The sequence below is a fragment of the Parabacteroides sp. AT13 genome (assembly GCF_002272965.1).
GTDB lineage: Bacteria > Bacteroidota > Bacteroidia > Bacteroidales > Tannerellaceae > Parabacteroides > Parabacteroides distasonis.
In genome coordinates this window covers 182112-199380 of sequence record NZ_NQMH01000002.1, presented here as the reverse complement: position 1 = coordinate 199380, position 17269 = coordinate 182112, and the positions used below count along the sequence as shown (strand labels likewise).

General features: G+C 42.8%; 16 protein-coding genes and 1 pseudogene. 12 read left to right on the top strand and 5 right to left on the bottom strand.

The window, feature by feature from the left end; translation table 11 throughout:
- Nucleotides 1-27 precede the first annotated feature (27 nt).
- The 4 genes from CI959_RS15145 (at nucleotide 28) to CI959_RS15130 (ending at nucleotide 2604) form a co-directional block, all read left to right on the top strand.
- Nucleotides 28-687, top strand: a complete 660-nt coding sequence (locus CI959_RS15145) for a MotA/TolQ/ExbB proton channel family protein (RefSeq protein ID WP_224202609.1) — start codon at nucleotides 28-30, stop codon at nucleotides 685-687.
- Between the two features lie 91 nt (nucleotides 688-778).
- Nucleotides 779-1189 carry a biopolymer transporter ExbD gene (locus CI959_RS15140; RefSeq protein WP_005855860.1) on the top strand — a complete coding sequence of 137 codons (411 nt, stop codon included), beginning with the start codon at nucleotides 779-781 and terminating at the stop codon, nucleotides 1187-1189.
- Between the two features lie 5 nt (nucleotides 1190-1194).
- Nucleotides 1195-2049: an energy transducer TonB gene (locus tag CI959_RS15135; RefSeq protein ID WP_044546518.1), complete on the top strand. Its 855-nt coding sequence runs from the start codon at nucleotides 1195-1197 to the stop codon at nucleotides 2047-2049.
- A gap of 9 nt (nucleotides 2050-2058) precedes the next feature.
- Nucleotides 2059-2604 (top strand): DJ-1 family glyoxalase III, encoded by a 546-nt coding sequence (locus tag CI959_RS15130; protein WP_005868002.1) that lies wholly within the window; start codon nucleotides 2059-2061, stop codon nucleotides 2602-2604.
- A 127-nt stretch (nucleotides 2605-2731) separates the two neighbouring features.
- Here the strand turns inward: CI959_RS15130 and CI959_RS15125 are convergent, their stop codons facing one another.
- The gene (locus CI959_RS15125) at nucleotides 2732-3808 is read right to left on the bottom strand and encodes a linear amide C-N hydrolase (protein WP_036630960.1); all 1077 of its coding nucleotides are present in this window, start codon (nucleotides 3806-3808) and stop codon (nucleotides 2732-2734) included.
- Nucleotides 3809-3928: 120 nt separating this feature from the next.
- Between CI959_RS15125 and CI959_RS15120 the strand changes: the two are divergent.
- Nucleotides 3929-4129 (top strand): annotated as a pseudogene (locus CI959_RS15120) (SDR family NAD(P)-dependent oxidoreductase); the annotation flags it as partial.
- A gap of 152 nt (nucleotides 4130-4281) precedes the next feature.
- Nucleotides 4282-5214, top strand: a complete 933-nt coding sequence (locus CI959_RS15115; RefSeq protein WP_005855838.1) for a DMT family transporter — start codon at nucleotides 4282-4284, stop codon at nucleotides 5212-5214.
- On the opposite strand, the gene CI959_RS15110 is transcribed toward CI959_RS15115, so the two are convergent.
- Entirely contained in the window at nucleotides 5200-6090 is an 891-nt protein-coding gene (locus tag CI959_RS15110; protein ID WP_036630959.1) for a 1,4-dihydroxy-2-naphthoate polyprenyltransferase, read from the bottom strand. The genes CI959_RS15115 and CI959_RS15110 overlap by 15 nt on opposite strands.
- Before the next feature lie 93 nt (nucleotides 6091-6183).
- Here CI959_RS15110 and CI959_RS15105 point away from each other — a divergent pair, with 93 nt between their 5' ends.
- Together CI959_RS15105 and CI959_RS15095 are read left to right on the top strand one after the other, a co-directional pair.
- Nucleotides 6184-6585 (top strand): hypothetical protein, encoded by a 402-nt coding sequence (locus tag CI959_RS15105; RefSeq protein ID WP_005855834.1) that lies wholly within the window; start codon nucleotides 6184-6186, stop codon nucleotides 6583-6585.
- A 393-nt stretch (nucleotides 6586-6978) separates the two neighbouring features.
- Nucleotides 6979-7173 (top strand): hypothetical protein, encoded by a 195-nt coding sequence (locus CI959_RS15095; RefSeq protein WP_005855829.1) that lies wholly within the window; start codon nucleotides 6979-6981, stop codon nucleotides 7171-7173.
- 146 nt (nucleotides 7174-7319) lie between these two features.
- On the opposite strand, the gene CI959_RS15090 is transcribed toward CI959_RS15095, so the two are convergent.
- Together CI959_RS15090 and CI959_RS15085 are read right to left on the bottom strand one after the other, a co-directional pair.
- Complete coding sequence (locus CI959_RS15090; RefSeq protein WP_005855828.1) at nucleotides 7320-8684, bottom strand: MFS transporter; 1365 nt, start codon at nucleotides 8682-8684, stop codon at nucleotides 7320-7322.
- A 127-nt stretch (nucleotides 8685-8811) separates the two neighbouring features.
- A complete protein-coding gene (locus CI959_RS15085) occupies nucleotides 8812-9825 on the bottom strand; it encodes a LacI family DNA-binding transcriptional regulator (protein WP_005855821.1) in 1014 nt (337 codons plus the stop codon).
- Nucleotides 9826-10025: 200 nt separating this feature from the next.
- Between CI959_RS15085 and CI959_RS15080 the strand changes: the two genes are divergently transcribed.
- From CI959_RS15080 to CI959_RS15070, 3 genes are read left to right on the top strand one after another with little or no spacing between them, the layout of a single operon-like run.
- Nucleotides 10026-12995 carry a TonB-dependent receptor gene (locus tag CI959_RS15080; RefSeq protein WP_009276338.1) on the top strand — a complete coding sequence of 990 codons (2970 nt, stop codon included), beginning with the start codon at nucleotides 10026-10028 and terminating at the stop codon, nucleotides 12993-12995.
- A 20-nt stretch (nucleotides 12996-13015) separates the two neighbouring features.
- Complete coding sequence (locus CI959_RS15075) at nucleotides 13016-14563, top strand: RagB/SusD family nutrient uptake outer membrane protein (RefSeq protein ID WP_005855819.1); 1548 nt, start codon at nucleotides 13016-13018, stop codon at nucleotides 14561-14563.
- Nucleotides 14564-14591: 28 nt separating this feature from the next.
- Nucleotides 14592-15701, top strand: coding sequence for a SusE domain-containing protein (locus tag CI959_RS15070; protein WP_057316623.1), 1110 nt, complete (start codon nucleotides 14592-14594; stop codon nucleotides 15699-15701).
- 275 nt (nucleotides 15702-15976) lie between these two features.
- On the opposite strand, the gene CI959_RS15065 is transcribed toward CI959_RS15070, so the two are convergent.
- Nucleotides 15977-16198, bottom strand: a complete 222-nt coding sequence (locus CI959_RS15065) for a winged helix-turn-helix domain-containing protein (protein ID WP_005855817.1) — start codon at nucleotides 16196-16198, stop codon at nucleotides 15977-15979.
- A 195-nt stretch (nucleotides 16199-16393) separates the two neighbouring features.
- Between CI959_RS15065 and CI959_RS15060 the strand changes: the two genes are divergently transcribed.
- A complete protein-coding gene (locus tag CI959_RS15060; RefSeq protein WP_008778253.1) occupies nucleotides 16394-17263 on the top strand; it encodes an AraC family transcriptional regulator in 870 nt (289 codons plus the stop codon).
- Nucleotides 17264-17269 lie beyond the last annotated feature (6 nt).

Genomic DNA, 17269 nt, shown 5'->3' with positions numbered 1-17269 from the left:
GCCGTGGGCTCTCAGGCGGCAGATCAAATGCCGGATTTAACGGCTGTAACCCTTCCTACGGAAGCGGAAATCAATGTGATAGACCTTGCCTTTAAGGGAGGTTGGATTATGGTGGTATTGTTACTGCTCTCTCTGATGGCTATTTATATTTTTGTTCAACGTCTGATCATCATTCGCCGTGCGGGAAAAGAAGACGAGACGTTCATGAATCGTATCAAAGACTATATTCACGAGGGAAAAGTGGACTCGGCTCTCAATTTATGCAGGAGCACCAACACGCCTTCCGCCCGTATGATCGAGAAAGGTATTACCCGTTTGGGCCGTCCGATGAACGATGTACTCGTAGCGATCGAGAATGTCGGAAATTTGGAGATCGCTAAACTGGAAAAAGGTTTCCCCTTGATCGCGACGACCGCCGCCGGAGCTCCCATGCTTGGTTTCCTTGGGACGGTAACCGGTATGGTACGTGCTTTCTTCGATATGGCAAACGCAGGCACCAATGTTGATGTCTCCCTATTATCCGGCGGTATCTATGAGGCCTTGGTAACAACCGTTGGCGGTCTGGTAGTTGGTATCATTACATTGTTCGCGTACAACTATCTGGTATCTCAAGTAGATAACGTCGTGAACAAGATGGAGGCTCGTACGATGGAATTCATGGATTTATTAAATGAACCGGCTAATTAATTGATAATGGAGAATTGAAAATTGAAGATGAGCCAACTCTCCTCTATTTAATTTTCAATTCTCCATTTTCAATTTTCAATTATAAAAAATTATGGCTCTAAAAAGAAGAACAAAGGTAAACGAAGCGTTCAGCATGGCCTCTATGACCGACGTCATATTCCTCTTGCTGATCTTCTTCATGGTTACCTCTACCGTAGTAATCCCGAACGCCATCAAGGTTACCTTGCCGCAAGCGCAAAAGCAGACAGCGGCGAAACCTCTTACGAGGGTAACGATAGACGCGAACTTGAATTACTACGTGGCATTTGGAAAGCAAAAAGAGGTACAGGTCTCATTTGATGAGATCACTCCTTTCTTGCAAGATAGTTACGCGAAGGAACCGGAGATGTTCGTCGCCTTATATGCCGACGAGACCGTGCCTTACAAAGAGATTGTAAAGATACTGAATATAGCGAACGAGAATAAATTCAAGATGGTGCTTGCCACCCGTCCGCAGAAATAACAGATATGAGACTGAATAAGGATGACATATACAGTTTGATCGGTACCGTTGCTTTTCACGGTGTCATTCTACTGATACTTTGGTTTACCGTATTGAAAACCGAGGTACCGGATGAAGACGGGGGTGTACTCGTTAATTTCGGGAATGTAGATGCCGCCGCCGGAATGTTCGAGCCCAAGTATACCGGGCAAGAACCGCCTCAGGAAACGACCACTCCCCCTCCTCCCGTACCGGAGCCGCAAGTGGAAACGCCCAAGCAGGAACTCATCACTCAAGATATCGAGGAAAGCGTAGCCCTTGAGGACGCTAAAAAGAAGAAAGAGGAAGAGAAACGCAAGAAACAAGAGGCTGAGAAGAAACGGAAAGAAGAGGAGGAGAAAGAACGTATCCGCCGGGAAGAAGCCGAGAAGAATCGTCTGGCCGAGGAACGCCGCAAGAAGGAACAAGCCATTAGCAACAAGGTGGCCGGAGCTTTTGGTATGGGAAACGCCGAGGGTAACAGCCAAGGCGACGCTGAAAGCGGAACCGGTAACCAAGGAAGTCCGTTCGGTAACTCTGATCATGGGGCGAATGAAGGCGTAGGCGGTTACGGATCATTTAATTTGAACGGCCGTTCCATTGGTGCCGGAGGTCTCCCTCGTCCCGCTTACACGATCCAAGAGGAGGGGCGTATTGTTATCAATATAACCGTAGATCCGAAAGGCAACGTTATATTTGCCGAGGTAGGCCGGGGAACTAATATCGACAACGCCTCCATGCGTAAAAGCGCTTTGGACGCGGCTCGAAAGGCGAAGTTCAACAGTATCAGCGGCGCTAATAACCAGAGTGGTACTATTACTTACGTGTACAAATTTAAATAATTGAATCTTATGAAGAAAGCGATCGTATTCTTAGCGAATGGCTTCGAGGAAATGGAAGCCACGGGAACCGTAGACATTTTGCGTCGCGGAGGTATAGACACGAAAACAGTCTCCATCACAGACGACCGTAAAGTGATTGGCGCTCACAATATGGAATATACGGCTGACGCCACATTTACCGAAATCGATCTTTCGGATGCTGATGCCTTGATCTTACCCGGAGGCATGCCCGGAGCATCCAACTTGAACAATTCGGAACCGGTGAAAGAAGTCTTATTACAACAATACCGTGAAGGACGTATCGTAGCGGCTATCTGCGCAGCTCCGATGGTATTAGGCGGTCTAGGTTTGTTAAAAGGTCGCAAAGCCACTTGTTATCCCGGGTTCGAACCGAAATTGATTGGTGCCACCGTAACAGGCGAGGCTGTCGAGGTAGATGGAAATGTAGTAACCGGTAGAGGACCGGGCTTGGTATTCAATTTTGGCCTAGCTTTAGTATCTGTACTAAAAGGTGACGCGGTTGCGGAGGAAGTTGCGGCCGGATTACTATTATAAGATTTAGATCATCAGTCGAAACCCAATAGAATAGGGAACGTAATCCATTGAGTTATGTTTCCTATTCCATTGAGTTTTATCACCTATCCTATTGACTTACGAGATATCCCCCAAAGAGCTCACTGCCCTATTCTATTTTGATCGTTTCAACCGCTTGTCGCTTCGTCCCATCCATGGATACCGCACGATAACGAACCGTGGAGAAATCAATGGAACGTAAATCTATATTCCGAATAACGCTATTGTACATCGTACGGTAATAAATCACATGGTTTCGCATATCCGTAACCGAAGTCCATTGAGTAGCGCTCGGTATATCGCAAGGTACTTGCCCTAATGGGAATTCGATCCCTACGGGAATATCAAAATTATTCAATATCTGGAAACACTGGAAAACCGTTTCCAATGCGGTTTCTTGTTGTGGGGCCGAAGCTTGGTAAAAAGCCGCACGAACGAAACGTGACGGTGGAGTTACGTCACCCGGAATCCCAAGGAAACCGCTTCCCGCACCAAATGAAGACAACTCGATATTTCCTAATTGTTGATTGGGGGCCGTACCCGGGAAAAGATTAACATAATTATTCAGGTTCGTCAGATGCCACTCGAAACTGGGAGAATTAGTCAGAACTCCTAACGTATTCTCATAGAAGTGTAGCTCACCCTTAATAATCTCAAGAACCAGTTGACGTCCCGACGGCTCGGCAAACCGCCAATGAACGGTAGACGCACGGGGATCTATATTGATAACATGCACTTTCTTAACAGCCTCTTTCACCTCCTCTACATTTGAACATTCCCCCAACAACCAAGACACTAATTGCAGATCAGAGATACTTTTATCCCGAACTGCGGCATTATATTTCTCATATTCACCGTACTTTGGAAAATAAAACAATCCAGCCGATAACCCAACCTCATTGAGTCCTTCGGCGATAAATTCCTTTTGCTCCACTGCCAAGCCCACATATCCATAACGTGCCGTGAAAGTCATTCCATCAACCCCATTCGGAGTATACGATCGTTCGGTGTATCCTCTTGGAACCACGACATACTGGCTGTTCAAATTACTTCCACCCCATTCTATCGTACGTGCTACAATAGTCGTACCGTCCTTGCTTTTTAAGGTAATACCGGTGCAAGCCTCTGCAGCGGAAGGATTAATAAGCAAGCCGGCAATCGCAAATAAAATAAAGAAATATCTCATAAGTATCATTTTTGATAAAAACAAGCGACAGGAAAAGGATGTTTTCAAGAAAAGAAATTTTAGATAGACAAACAGCACTTATTACCGGCGGAGCAAGCGGCATTGGACATGCTAGCGACCCCTTCAATGACCGTAAAAGGAAAAGGAAGCATCGTAAACGTAGCCTCCATTGGAGGATTGACAGGAGATTTCCGGGGAACTCTTTATGGTATGAGCAAAGCTGGCGTCATCAATTTAACCCGTTACATTTCCGGACAGACTATCATCTCTGATGGAGGTATGACTTGCCATAATCCGACGATAGAGGATATTTCACATTGATGAAAGTTCTTATTTACATTATTAGTAAGAGAGCGATTCCTTCTCTTTATACATTTAGCATATAATGCCACAAAAGTAGCAGGGGCATTTTAACCCCATGTTATTTCAAGACTTTTTTGTATGTTTGCGGTCATTTTATCAAAAAGTATAATATGAATAATAATCTAAAAGGTTTCGCTTATGGAATAGCGACTTCTGTTACATTCGGTTTAATCCCTTTGTTTACATTGCCTCTTATGGAGAAGGGTATGCGGTTTGATTCGATATTGTTCTATCGTTTCTTATTCGCGGCCATCGCCTTATCGGGTATGCTTCTAGCAAAAAAGGAATCTTTCAGAACAGAGATGCGAAACCTACCGATATTGATTTTATTGGGTGCTTTTTATACAGGCTCGGCAATGTTCCTGTTTTGGGGCTATAATTTTATGGCGGCGGGAATCGCCACGACTCTACATTTCACCTATCCGATATTCGTAACCCTATTCATGCTGTTTGTATTCAAAGAAAAAACATCATGGATTACGCTCTTGGCGATCGGGCTCGCTATTTGTGGAGTAGCCCGTCTATCCATTGATGGAGGAGAGATGCGATTAAACGGGCTAGGCGTAATCATCGTATTACTTTCCGCCGTCGCTTATGCCCTCTATATCGTCACCGTCAATAAATCGAGGGTACATGATATGCCGGGACGAAAACTTACGTTCTATGTATTTATCGTCAGTACCTCTTTATTTTTCATAAAAGCACAGGCAGGAACAGGAATCCAACCCATTCCAGACCTGCCCTCTTTTATTAACCTCGTCTTATTAGCCTTCTTGCCAACCGTAGTATCTAACATTACATTGGTACAAGCCGTACACCATATCGGTTCCACCCTAACTTCCGTACTGGGAGCAACAGAACCCGTGACAGCCGTCTGCGTAGGTGTTTTAGTCTTTGGAGAGCCTTTCACCCCTCACCTCGCTTTAGGAATCTTACTGATTATCGTAGCGGTTACATTGATTATCCTGTCCAAATACATACAGAAAAATCTCCATGAGGCCAAGCGATTGTTCAAAGCACGGCACATCTTAAGAACCAAATAACAATACAACTGAAAGCAACACGGCATAGATAAATACATTCCGTGCCGTATGCCCTAAAGTTCTATTAAGCTCACGGCCTTGATACTGTTTCATCTCCAGCCATGTGGCGGCAAACAACACGCTAAAAGCCGCGAATAAACAAACAAGCCAAGGTGAGGCATCCATCAATAAAGGCAGCGTGATCAAAAAAGCCAATATACCGTTCAGCAAATAAGTTACCAACCCGAACGTACGCCCGAATAGCACAATCGTAGTCCGTTTACGAGCCGCCTTATCTTGCTCATAATCCCGGTAATTATTCACGATCAAAATATTAGCGGACAACAGCCCCAATGACAACGAAAGCAAGAATGACAATAAGGAAAACGATAATGCTTGTACATAATACGTAAAACAAACCGGAATAATCCCATAAAACAATACGACACACACATCCCCCAGCCCGTTATAAGCCAAAGGAAATGGCCCTGCTGAATAAGCCAAGACACAAATCGCAATAGCAATTCCTACACCGATGAGCTCCCAGCGGGCAAAGAAAAACAAGAAACAGCCACATAGACAAGAAAGCCCCAACGTGATAAAAGTCCCCCATAGCATTGCCTTAGGAGTTATCCAACCGGAAGCCACCGCTCGCTCCGGGCCTAACCGGTCCTCCTTATCCGCCCCCTTCTTAAAATCAAAATAATCATTGGCAAAATTACTGGCTATCTGGGCAAGTAAAGCCACCAAAACACAAAGGATCGCCGGAGCCAATTTAAATACTCCATCCCTGTAAGCCAGCGCACACCCAACTAATACCGGACTAAATGATGCCGGCAACGTTTTCGGACGTGCCGCCTCTAACCAAGCTTGAATTCTCGATCTGTTATTCTCCATTCTATTGTTTTATTCTTAAAATAACTACAAAAATAAAAAACAAATAACATATACTGTTGTTATTATCTAAAGAAATACTTGTATATTTGCGCCATGAAGAATTTTCTATTCATATTAGGTCTGTTGATTAGCTTCATGCTGTTTGCTCCCGAAGAAGGAACAAAGAGTATGGATGAGGTTATGTCTGCGACTAAAGAGGCCGTTATGAAAGAAAAAAACACGGCAGATGCCCAACGTCGTTTCGAAGTATTAAGTAACGAGCTGAAAAGCAGTAACTGCTTAACTCCCCGCAGGATTTCACAAACGGCAAACAACACTATCGAAATACGGATATGGAAAAATATGGAGAAATCCCTTCAAGACATGCGTTTGAGAGGAGTAAATCAACTTCATAGAGTATCTCAACATATATCCACTTATCAGATCATAAATTTATCCACACTTCTGTGTCGTATGGGAGAGCATGTCTTTGCCCTACGAAAACTCATTATTTAGTTTTTAATTGTTTCATATTTGTATCTTTCGGTAAGTCATTGATATGTCTTATCGGTAGGAATATTGCATTTATTAAATCAATATTTCCGGGGAGTTATTGCCCATTTACATTATTATAAACAATTAAAAATTACAATTATGACAACTAATAAATCAGGTAAAATACGTATATATCTTTATGTTCTTCTAACAATCGCAGGTTGTGTATTCGCATGCAGTTCTATCATCCCTAACGACTATATTAAATTAGTAGTAGTTATGGGTACTCTATGTGTTGGTCTATATGGCATAATGAAAGGACTGAGTAGTACCGGGACGTCATCGGAAGAGGAAGTCTTGGAAAAAGAATAATAAAATACAACAATTATCGAATCCTAAAAAAATAAGAAGATCATGAGAATAAATAAGGATTTGGCTGATGCAATCATGATGGTTTCATTTATCGTATTGGTATTAGTCGGAACTACAACATTTGACAATGAGGTTACTAAAAACGTAACCATGGGATCCCTCGGTGTGATTACGGTAGCGATGTTAGTTCTTCGCGTCATAGGATCACGCCAAAAGGAAGAGGAAGAAGCCTTTTAGTAGTTAGTCCATTGGTTTCCTGTTGTTGTCCCGGGGTGACCCGGGATTATCTGAGATACGTTTTTCTACCTACATTATAATAACTTGCTGTTTGACTTGGGTATAGCGTTTTTACGCTTGACAACAGGAAACCGGACTTATATACCTTACACTTTTCTACTGAACTTTTTCTCTTTGACAAGACTAACTGCGGCGGCGGCGAAAAACAAGAAAACACCTCCCGTTAACAAAGCGAACACAGCATGCCCATGATAAACATTACGTACAATCCATCCATGAATGATTCCATTCGTGATCTGAGGTATCGTTATAAAGAAATTAAATATACCCATATAAGTACCCATCTTATCAGCGGGAAGACTATCGGAAAGAATAGCATAAGGCATCGCCAATATACTTGCCCACGCTATACCGATGCCAATCATAGAAAAGACCATCATTCCTGTGTTATTCAACAAATAGAGAGAAACCAACCCTGCCCCTCCTAGGCATAAACAGAGGGCATGAGTCATTTTCCGACCTAAATGACGGGCAATCGGGATCAATAATAAAGCGAATAACATCGCCACAAAATTATAGATACTGAATAACTCACCTACCTTATCGCCAGCCATCGCATATTCGGCGGAAGCAGGATCTGTTGCCCCATATACATGTTCAGCGATAGCAGGCGTAGAATAAACCCACATGGAATACAAGGCAAACCAAGCGAAAAACTGGCATAAACCTAACTGTAACATTATTTTAGGCATATGAAAGATATCATGCATGATCTCCATAAAACCATTGCTATCCCGCCTTTTTTCAATGACCTCACCACCGGAAAGCCGAAACTCAGCCATCTCTTCTGGGGAATATTCCTTTGTCTTAAAAATTGTCCATAATACGCTCGCTAATAAAATCGCCGCACCGGCATAAAAGGCGAATTTAACATTATCGGCAACCTCACCAGCAACCGCCGTATTAGATAAACCAAACACCTTATTCATAATACTCGGCAACAAGGAACCAACGACAGCACCGATGCCGATCAAGAAAGTCTGGATCGAGAAGCCAGTCGTATGCTGCTCATCGGGTAGCATATCCCCTACCAAGGCACGGAAAGGCTCCATCGTTACATTGATGGAAGCATCCATGATCATCAACATACCCGCACCAATCAATACGGGAGATAAAATAGCCGTCTCTGTACCGGGTGACAAGAACAATCCCGCATTCGGCATCAATATCAAGGCAATCGTCGTAAAGATAGCTCCTACCAGAAAAAACGGACGCCGACGTCCTAAACGGCACCATGTTTGGTCGGAATAATGACCAATGATAGGTTGTATGATCATACCTGTCAGCGGAGCCGCTAACCAAAATAAGGATAGTTGCTCTACATCCGCTCCATAGGTTTGAAGTATTCTACTTGAATTTGCGTTCTGAAGGGCGAAACCGAATTGAATGCCCAAGAAACCGAAAGTTAGATTCCAAATTTGCCAAAAACTCAAAAATGGTTTTGTTTTCATGAGAATTATGTTTTTTAAGGTATTTATTTGTTTGGTGACAAACATACGGAATTATTCCGAAACAGGACGTCGTCCCTATTCAAATTCATGCAAAGAAGTAGAGCAAACGTTTTCGGAAGCTACTTTTTTAACGGGTAGACTGTCTCACCACCAGATTTGTCTTGATAATCTTGCTCACGATACGATCCCCGTCACGCACGCCATTCAAACGTTCTATCAGTAAACGCATAGCGATAGCTCCCAACTCATAACCATGTTGATCCACGGAGGTCAGCAGGGGATCACTAACTTCCGCTAAGCTATTATTCGTAAACCCACAAATCGAAACCTCATCGGGTATCCTCAATCCCTTGGCCTTGACAACATTCAGCACCCCTATAGCAGTCTCATCATTTACGGCGAAGAACGCATCCGGACGATTGGGCAACGACAATAATTCCGGGGTCAACCGAAGCGCCTCGGTATAATTATCACAAATCTTAATTAACTCTTTATCTACCGGTAATCCATTTTTACGCAAAGCATCCTCATATCCCATCCTACGATTATTAGAGATCGCTAAATGAGAAGGAGATCCGAAAAAGGCGATTCGCCGGCAACCGCTACGAATCAAGTATTCAACAGCGGAACAAACCCCGGCATAATCATCAACGACCACCCGGTCTGTCAAGATCCCCGTGCATATACGATCAAAAAACACCATAGGTATATCGCTATCGATTAGTTCTTGGAAATGATTGTAGATCGTCGTTGTTTTAGCGACAGAAGCCAAGACACCGCAAACACGTGCTTCCAATAAAGCTTGCGCACCTTTTACTTCTTTCTCATAATTCTCATTACTTTGACAAATAATAACACGATACCCTCCCTTTTCCGCCTCATCCTCTATACCGGATAAAACAGAAGAAAAGAAATAATGTACGATCTGCGGTAAAATAACACCGATTGTTTTCGTATTATTTGTCCGTAAACTCAAGGCTAAGGCATTGGGCTTATATTTATGTTCACGAGCGTAAGCATTCACTATATTCTTGGTTTCTTGGCTGATATCCGGATGATCAGCCAAGGAACGAGAGACTGTTGACGGGGAAATATGCAAGGCTTTCGCTATATCCTTTATCGTGATTTGACGCTTTTTCATGGTTCTCTTTTTTATAAAATCAAAGATATGTATTTAGGTCATACAATGCAAACGTTTGCGAGAACGTTTGCGTAAATTTATAGGGGTATCGACAAACATTTTAACAACATGAGAGGTTTGATAAACATACATTTGCATTCACATACTATGGCTAAAATTCAATAAATATAATAGAGTATTAATCTTAAACTGTCTAATGCATGAAACAAAAAATGTATTCTTGCGACGCAAGAGTAATCTTATCTATCTTGATAGGATTGTTTCTCTCCTGCAATGTTTTCGCACAAGACGTCACGATCAAAGGCAACGTGAAAGATGCGAAAGGTGAACCCATCATTGGGGCTAGTATCCTTGAAAAAGGAACTACGAATGGAACTGTTACCGATTTCGACGGTAACTTTATGCTTTCGGCGCCTAAAGGAAGTACGATCGGTATTTCTTACATAGGCTACAAATCACAAGACATTATCAACCAAGGACAAAGTAATTTAATTGTCGTATTACAAGAAGATACGGAAGTATTGGACGAGATTGTCGTAATCGGTTATGGTACGGTGAAGAAAGATGACGCTACCGGTTCCGTGACGGCCATTAAGCCAGATAAGATGAACCGGGGTTTGACCACCACCGCAACCGATATGATCAACGGTAAAATCGCCGGCGTAAATATCACGACTGACGGTGGAGCTCCGGGTTCGGGAGCCAGTATCCGCATCCGTGGTGGTTCTTCCTTATCGGCCAGCAACAACCCGCTGATCGTTATCGATGGACTTCCGATCGACAATGACGGTATCAAAGGGGTATCCAACCCGTTGAGTACGATCAACCCGAACGATATCGCAACATTCACCGTATTAAAAGACGCATCCGCCACAGCGATCTATGGTTCGCGTGCCTCTAACGGTGTGATTCTTATTACCACTAAGAAAGGTGAAAAAGGCTCCCGCCCACGGGTTACGTACGATGGAAACGTTTCTATCAGCACGAAGACCAAATCAATCGATGTTATGGGAGCTGACGAATATCGTAATTTCGTAACGGATCGTTTTGGGGCGGAATCAAGCGCCGTTAAGTTATTAGGAAAAGAAAATACGGATTGGCAGAAAGAGATCTTCCGTACAGCCGTGGGAACCGATCATAATATCACGGTATCCGGAGGCTTGAATAATATGCCTTATCGTGTATCCGCCGGATATACAAACCAAAATGGTATATTGAAAACCTCTAAGTTCGAACGTTATACTGGATCTGTAAACCTAGCTCCCAGTTTCTTCGAAGATCATTTAAATATTAACTTCAACGCCAAGGGAATGATCTCAAATAATCGTTTCGCCGATACGGGAGCTATCGGAGCGGCAATCGCATTCGACCCGACTCAACCAGTCATGAACGGCAACAGTAAATACGGAGGTTATTTCGCTTGGGAAAATGCCGGTGAATTTATCTCAATCGCTACAAAAAACCCGGTAGCGATGCTTCAACAGAAAAAAGAAGAGGCTAATTCTAAAAACTTGGTCGGTAATATCCAAGTTGATTATAAATTCCATTTCCTTCCCGAATTACGTGCGAACTTGAATTTAGGTATGGATATGGCTACCGGTACACAAGATATTTACTATCCGAAAGAATCTCCATTAGGTTACGTGGATAACGGCAAAACAGGTTATGAGACAATCGACAAATACAATCACCTATTGGATTTTTATTTGCAATACGCTAAGGATTTCAATGAAAAGCATCATTTTGATATCATGGCTGGTTACTCTTGGCAACATTTCCATCGTTCCACAGAGAACGCATACAATAACTTGAACGGAGATAACCCGACTTCTTATATTTTCAAGACAGAAAGTTATTTGATCTCTTTCTTCGGACGTGTCAATTATTCATTCATGAATCGCTATCTTATCACCGCTACCTTACGTAACGATGGCACTTCCCGCTTCTCTAAAGACAACCGTTGGGGATTGTTCCCTTCCGTGGCTTTAGGATGGAAGATCAAGGAAGAGGGCTTTATGAAAGACGTGGACGCTGTATCGGATTTAAAACTACGCTTGGGTTATGGTATTACTGGTCAACAGGATATCTCGCAAGGAGACTACCCGTATATGGCGACTTATTTCGCGGGACAAGACGGAGCCTACTATCAATTTGGCGACCAATTTGTTCCTATCGCCCGTCCCGACGGTTACAACCCGAACTTGAAATGGGAGGAGACTACTACTTGGAACGCCGGATTCGACTTCGGATTCTTAGATAACCGTATCACTTCATCCTTGGACTATTATTACAGGGAAACTAAGGACTTGATCAATGTGATCGACGTACCTGCCGGAACAAACTTCAAGAACCGTATCGTCAGCAATATCGGTTCTTTGAGAAATCAAGGTGTTGAGTTCTCCATCAACGCTAAAGCGATCTCAACCTCTGATTGGAAATGGGACCTAGGCTTTAATGTCGCTTGGAACAACAACGAGATTACGAAGCTAACCGCACAGGATGACGCCTCATCCATCGTATTGACAGGAACCGTAGAAGGTGGTACCGGGACCATGATACAGGCACAAGGCGTGAATCACCCGGCGAACTCATTCTATGTATACGAGCAGGTATATGATCAACAGGGAAATCCGATCGAAGGATTATACGTGGACCGCAACGGAGATGGCGTGATCAATGACGAGGACCGTTATTTCTGCCATAAACCGGCGGCCGATGTAACGATGGGCTTTACTTCTAAATTGGTATGGAAAGCATGGGATTTCAGTTTCTCACTTCGTTCCAACCTCGGGAACTATGTATATAATAATGTAGCCTCATCCAATGCGGCATTAAGTGAAGGTAGTATTAACAATAAAGGCTATCTATCCAACCGTCCGCTATCCGCTTTCGATACGAATTTCCAGAACATGAACGTATTGTCCGATTATTATGTACAAAACGCATCTTTCTTACGCTGCGATAATATCACGTTGGGTTACTCTTTCAACAAATTATTCGGCGTATTGGGCGGACGCATCTACGGAACCGTACAGAATCCTTTTGTTATCACGAAATATAAAGGATTGGATCCGGAGGTAGCGAACGCAGCTGATAAGACCTTCGGTATCGATAAGAACGTATATCCTCGCCCATTGGTAGGTATACTCGGTGTAAGTCTTAACTTCTAATTTTAAATCAGGATATCTATATGAATACGAAATTCTTTAAATATATAATACCGGCTTTATCGCTGGTTTTTAGCGTAAACTTCACCTCTTGCCTAGGTGATCTCGATGTTACGCCTATCGATCCGAACCTAAACGTAGAGTTCGATCAGAACGCCAATTTCGCCAAGATCTATGCGGGATTAGCCATCACAGGAAATAAAGGTCCCGACGGACAAGGAGATATCGCCGACACGGATGAGGGAGCGTCGGGTTTGATGCGTATGCTATTCAACCTAAATGAGCTTCCTACGGACGAGGCTATTTGCGCTTGGTCTGGCGACGTGGATGTATATCCCTTGAACTTCGCTAAGTTTACCGCCTCGAACGGTGTGGTATTGAATATGTTCAACCGTCTGTACATCCAAATCGCTCAGTGTAATAACTTCTTAATACAGACAGAGGGCAAGGATGACGAGGAAAGTCTTACACAGCGTGCTGAAGTTCGTTTTATCCGTGCCTTGGATTATTATTATTTGATTGATTTATATGGCAATGTCCCGTTCGTTGATGAGAACACGGGTATCGGTACCTATGTTCCCGAACGGATTACCCGGGCGAATCTCTATACCTATATAGAGAAAGAGTTGAAAGAAATCGAGCCACAAATGAAGGCTCCCCGTGCAAATGTATATGGACGTGCCGATCAAGCCGCCGTATGGATGCTACTTTCTCGCTTATATCTGAACGCAGAAGTATATACAGGTACCCCTCAATGGTCTGCCGCCGCTGAATACTCAAAGAAAGTCATGGACGCCGGTTTCTCTCTGGCTCCTAATTATGGAGATAATTTCCTTGCAGATAACAACACCTCTCCCGAGATGATCCTGCCGATTTGTTATGATGGCGTACAGACCCGCTCTTGGTCCGGATTGTTCTTTATCGCCAGCTTTATCAGTGGTGACATGAACGCACTGGTTGATTTCGGGACTAAAGAAGCATGGGGTGGTAACCGTGCCCGCATGGCATTGGTGAAAAAGTTCGCTTCTGACGGAGACTTATCGAAAACAACTGATACACGTGCCTCTTTCTGGACTACAGACCGTACATTCGAGATCAATAAGCCGACCGAGTTTACAGAAGGTTATTCTGTAACTAAATTCAAGAATATCACGAAATCCGGACAAATCGGTCACGATCCGAATCAGCAGTTCCCGGATATGGATTTCCCATTGTTCCGTTTAGCCGAGGCTAATCTGACCTTTGCCGAAGCCACAATACGGGCGGGAGGCGATAAACAAGCCGCTTTAAGCGCTATTAACCAGCTACGGAAAAGAGCGAAAGCCACGGAAATTACGGCAACCGATCTTACTTTGGATTTTGTGCTTGATGAGAAGGCCCGTGAGTTCTATTTTGAGGCGCAACGCCGTACGGATTTGATCCGCTACAATAAGTTCACCTCCAATTATACTTGGGATTGGAAAGGCGAGACAGCGGGAGGTACTTCAATCTCCAGTCACTTCTCATTGTTACCGATTCCTTCGACCCAACTCGTGGCAAACAGTAACTTGAAACAAAATCCGGGTTATTAATCGTAAAACCTATTAATAAGTAACAATTATGAATAAAGTCAATATATTATCCATCGTGTTTGCGGGCATCTGTGCTTTTTCTGCCTGCACGGACGATAAAGATCCGGTTATCAATGACCTAAAGGACTCAGAAGGTAATAATATATCTTTTACCCTCAATGCTCCGAATAACAGTTCATATACTTTAATGCCGGAAAATGCCAGTAGTATCATCGATATTTTTACCTGTGAACAACCGGATTACGGTTTTGCGGCAGGTGTAACGTATACCGTACAAGTCTGTGAAGGAGGAACTGAATTCGAGAAATTCGAGTCGCTGCCAACTACCGGTTCCGGCGAAAAAGTCTTGATCAAGACATTCGAGCTGAATGATGCCATGAACAATTTGGGAATGGTTAATCCTACCGTAGCTTATAATGTGGACTTCCGTCTTAAAGCATTTATTAACGACAGTGTTCCCGAACTTTATTCGAACACGGTAAACATGGCGATCACTCCATATAGTGGCGCCCGTACCCAAGTTTATTTTGTGGGTGACATATTCGACAACGGATGGAACAATAACGACCCATTGATGCGTATATTCGCTGATGACGATGTCAATAATATGTTATTCACTTACACAGGTTTCGTAAAAGCCGGTAGCGCATTCAAGATCATTCAAACCCCGGGTGATTGGGGCATTCAATGGGGTTACGACAGCGACGGAGCATTAAGCAATGACGGCGGTAGCGGTAATATCGAAGGCTTCACGCAGGATGGCTATTATACGATCACGTTAGACTTGGCTGGTAACAAATACAGCATCGAACCTTATACCGGAGCGACAACCGAATACAAACAAATCTCCCTGATTGGAGACTTCAATGATTGGGGTGGTGATCTAGATTTACAACAGGCTAGTTACGACAAGCACATCTGGATCGGCGAGAAAATAGAGATTCCGTCCGATGGCGGTTTGAAATTACGTGCGGATCATGACTGGGCCGTAAGTTTCGGTGGCAGCAATAGTTTATGGAACGATAAACAAGGACAATTCGCCAAATTTGACGGAGGTGATAATGTAAAGGTTTCCGCCGGTACCTATTTTATCAAGTTTAATGACTTAACGAAACATATCATTCTACTAGCCGAATAAGGCATTACTTAAATTACCATCCTTTACTTGATTTAAAAGTCAAGTAAAGGTGGTAATAGATAAAAGTAACGCTTGTGTTTATGAATTATGCCTCAAAAGATATGTTTTAGAACATGATTTTGTTAAATCAAGTTAAGCAAATGAGATTTCCAAACTATTCATTATGCTACATAACATAAAATCTCTATATTTGCACTGTGTTTTTCATGGTATTAGATTTAAGGTTAACAATTGAGATTGGCTGTCCGTGATGGATAGCCTTTTTTTGTTTCCTTCTAATAGTACATATTGGATTTGATGCCATTGCTGACATACAACAAACCATTCTTTCTCGTGATATAAATATTGTTTTCTCTAGCCAACCAGCCAATAGCCAAGGCTAGGTCCTCAATACTTAAAGACAATTTACGGCTTAACTCTTGCGTAGATATTTCATTTACCTCGTTTAGCGCATGCCACACTTTTCCTGCGTTTAGTCCAATTCTTCCTTTTTCCATAATCAAAATACTTTTCTAGTAAACGAACTATATTCTTTTTGTTTCCTCTTTCCTACGATTAGTAGTCATTTGTAAAGTTCGCCCTTAAATTTTAGGGAATCAATATCCATTCTTTCGTTTCTATGTTCTATTTTTATTATCTTGAATAATAAGTATTTATTAATTCCTATATTTGAGACGAATTACCGATTAGATATGGAAAAGGAAATGCTCACATTCGATATCACGAACGATTTTATCGTCGGAGATCGTATCACAAAAGAGACGCTAAACAAATACAGCAAGCTGCCTCATAAGATAAAGGCAGGTTTGTTTCTCCTTTGTGTAGAAGGTTCCGTGCAGGCTTCTATCAATCTAGCGAAGTATACGATTAACAAATATGATTTCGTGACCTTAGTGCCCAGCAATTTTATCCAGTTTCATGAAATATCGGACGACGCACGTTTCTATTTCGCCGGATTCTCTTCGGAGTTTATGACAAACATCAATTTTATTAAATCAACCATGAGCTTTCTTCCCGTTATCACGGAACATCCGATCATGCCGCTGGAAGAATCTGTAGCTCAATTATATATTGACGGATACCGTTTATTGATACGTGCGCAATCCTTATCCCCGTCTTATTCTATGGTAAATAAAAACCTAGTCATCGCTTATCTCACGATATTCATGCAAGGAACGGCTGAGTTATATAAAAATCATAGCCATTGGACAAATGGAATCCGTACGCGCACCAATGAGATTTACCGTAAGTTTATCCAACTTGTCGTAGAGCATTATACCACCGAGCACAGCGTTTCTTTTTACGCCGCTCAATTAAATTTGTCGTTACCTCATTTCTGCACGACTATTAAGAAAGCGATCGGACTTACTCCTTTGGAAATCATCTCCTCCATTATCACGATGGATGCCAAGGCACAATTAAGATCAACAGACTTAACCGTAAAAGAGATCGCTTTCTCTTTAGGCTTTAACAACCTGTCTTTTTTCAACAAATATTTCAGGCAGCATACGGGAATGACACCTCAAGAATATAGAAGAATGAAAATTCCCTCAAGCACGTAGCCAGCA